This window comes from Frigoribacterium sp. CFBP 13707, assembly GCF_014842245.1.
GTDB lineage: Bacteria > Actinomycetota > Actinomycetes > Actinomycetales > Microbacteriaceae > Frigoribacterium > Frigoribacterium endophyticum.
In genome coordinates, this window is record NZ_JACYVL010000030.1 from 1 (window position 1) to 2,795 (window position 2,795).

A 2,795-nucleotide genomic window follows, 5' to 3' on the forward strand; every position below is an offset into this window, starting at 1 on the left:
CGACCCGCGCCTCCTACCGGCGGCGCCGCTTGCTGTACACGTCGAACGCGACGGCCAGCAGCAGCACGAGCCCCTTGATGACCTGCTGCCACGCGGCGTCGACCGAGAGGATCGACAGCCCCTGGTTCAGCACGCCCATCACGAGCCCGCCGATGACGGCCCCGACGACGGTGCCGATGCCGCCCTGCACGGCCGCGCCGCCGATGAACACCGCGGCGATCGCGTCGAGCTCGAAGCTCTGGCCGGCCGACGCGACGGCGCTGCCGGCACGGGCGGTGCTGACGACGCCGGCGAGCCCGGCGAGCAGGCCCATGTTGACGAAGATGCCGAAGGTGACCCACTTCGTCTTGACGCCCGACATCATCGCGGCGAACAGGTTGCCGCCCATGGCGTAGACGTGGCGGCCGAACACGGTCCGCGTCAGCAGGAACGAGTACAGCAGCACCAGCGTCGCCAGGATGATGAGGATGATCGGCGTCCCGCGGTTGTACGCCAGCAGGTAGCAGAGGTACATGATCGCGGCGACGGCGATGGCGATCTTCAGCACGAACGACACCGCGCGCTCGCGGGGCAGCTCGAGGCGGCGGAGGTTCGCACGGGCCCGCAGCTGCTGGGCGATCAGGCCCGCCGAGGCGAGCAGCCCGATGCCGAGCGTGAACAGGTCGGGCTGGCCCGTGGTCGGCAGGGTGCCCGAGCCGATCGCGTTGAACGAGCGGGGCAGGCCGCTGATCGTGCCGCCGGTGAGCAGCACGAGGGCGACGCCGCGGAAGACGAGCATGCCGGCGAGCGTGACGATGAACGCCGGGATCCCGACGAACGCGACCCAGAAGCCCTGCCACGCGCCGATCAGCGCGCCGACGAGCAGCGAGAGCGCGACGGCGGCGCCCCACGGCAGGCCCCAGTCGTTCATGGCGAGCGCGGCGACGGCGCCGACGGTCGCGACGACCGAGCCGACCGAGAGGTCGATGTGCCCGGCGATGATGACGATGACCATGCCGATCGCGAGGATCAGCACGTAGGCGTTCTGCTGGATGAGGTTGCTGACGTTGCCGGGGTAGAGCAGCCGGCCCTCGGTCAGCACCTGGAAGAGCAGCACGATCACGAGCAGCGCGGCGAGGATGCCGTACTGGCGCATGTCGATGCGGAGGCGGCGCTTGGCGCCCGGCACCGGCGCGGGTGCCGGCGGCGGTGCGGAGGGGCGAGGAGGTGCGGTGGTGGTCACGAGGCTTCTGCTCCTAGGGTCCTGGTCGCGGTCATGTGGCGCATCAGCTCTTCCTGGCTGGCGTCGGCGCGCGAGAGCTCGGCCGTGAGGCGGCCCTCCGCGATGGTGTAGATCCGGTCGGAGAGGCCGATCAGCTCCGGCAGCTCGCTCGAGATGACGATGACGGCCTTCCCCTGGGCCGCCATCTCGGCGATGATCCCGTAGATCTCGTACTTGGCCCCGACGTCGATGCCCCGGGTGGGCTCGTCGAGGATGAGCACGTCGGGGCCCGAGTAGATCCACTTGCTCAGGACGACCTTCTGCTGGTTGCCGCCCGACAGGTTGCCGACGATCGCCGAGACCGTGGGGGTCTTGATGTTCATCTGCTTCCGGTAGTCGTCGGCCACGGCGTACTCGCGGTTGCGGTCGATGACGCCGAGCTTGGCGAGCTTGCCGAGGGCGGCGGCCGAGACGTTCACCGTGATGCTGCCGATGAGGTTCAGGCCGTAGCGCTTGCGGTCCTCCGTGACGTAGGCGATGCCGTTCTTGATCGCCTCGCCGACGGTGCGGGTCTGGATCTCGGTGCCGTCCTTGTAGACGCGGCCCGAGATGTCGGTGCCGTACGACCGGCCGAAGAGGCTCATCGCCAGCTCGGTGCGCCCGGCGCCCATCAGGCCGGCGAACCCGACGACCTCGCCCGCCCGCACGTGGAACGACGCGTGGTCGACGACGAGCCGCTCGGAGTCGACCGGGTGGTGCACCGTCCAGTCCTCGACGCGGAGCTTCTCGGCTCCGATGTCGGGAACCCTGGGCGGGAACTGGCTGTCGAGCGGGCGCCCGACCATCGCGCGGATGATGCGGGTCTCGATCTCGGGGGTGTCGTCGACGGGGAACGACTCGATGGTCTTGCCGTCGCGGATGACCGTGACGGTGTCGGCGATCGCCCGGATCTCGCCGAGCTTGTGGCTGATGATGATCGACGTGATGCCCTGCTCGCGCAGCTGGTCGATCAGGCCGAGCAGGTGGGCCGAGTCGTCGTCGTTGAGGGCCGCGGTCGGCTCGTCGAGGATGAGGAGCGTCACCTCCTTCGAGAGCGCCTTCGCGATCTCGACGAGCTGCTGCTTGCCGACGCCCAGCTCGAGCACCTTGGTGACCGGGCTCTCGGCGAGGCCGACCCGGGCCAGCAGCTTGGAGGCCTCGAGGTTGGTGCGGTTCCAGTCGATGACGCCGCCGCGCTGCACCTCGTTGCCGAGGAAGATGTTCTCGGCGATGGAGAGGTACGGGCTGAGCGCGAGCTCCTGGTGGATGATCACCACGCCGTCGCGCTCGGAGTCGTTGATGGACGAGTAGCGGACGGGGCTGCCGTCGATCTCGATCGTGCCGTCGAAGCTGCCGTGCGGGTAGACGCCCGAGAGCACCTTCATCAGGGTCGACTTGCCGGCCCCGTTCTCGCCGCAGATCGCGTGCACCTCGCCGCGCTGCACGCTCACCGAGACGCCGTCGAGGGCCCGGACGGCGCCGAACTCCTTGACGATGTCGGTCATCTGCAGGATGACGTCGTTCATGTCTTCTCGCTTCGGGTCGAGGGAGCCGG

At 69.3% G+C, this 2,795-nt stretch carries 2 protein-coding genes; both read right to left on the bottom strand.

Features of this window, described 5'->3' with window-relative positions:
- Positions 1–13: 13 nt before the first annotated feature.
- Positions 14–1,135, bottom strand: coding sequence for a multiple monosaccharide ABC transporter permease (gene mmsB, locus IFT45_RS16610; protein ID WP_197981555.1), 1,122 nt, complete (start codon positions 1,133–1,135; stop codon positions 14–16).
- A gap of 83 nt (positions 1,136–1,218) precedes the next feature.
- Entirely contained in the window at positions 1,219–2,766 is a 1,548-nt protein-coding gene (gene mmsA / locus IFT45_RS16615; protein WP_192129545.1) for a multiple monosaccharide ABC transporter ATP-binding protein, read from the bottom strand.
- Positions 2,767–2,795 lie beyond the last annotated feature (29 nt).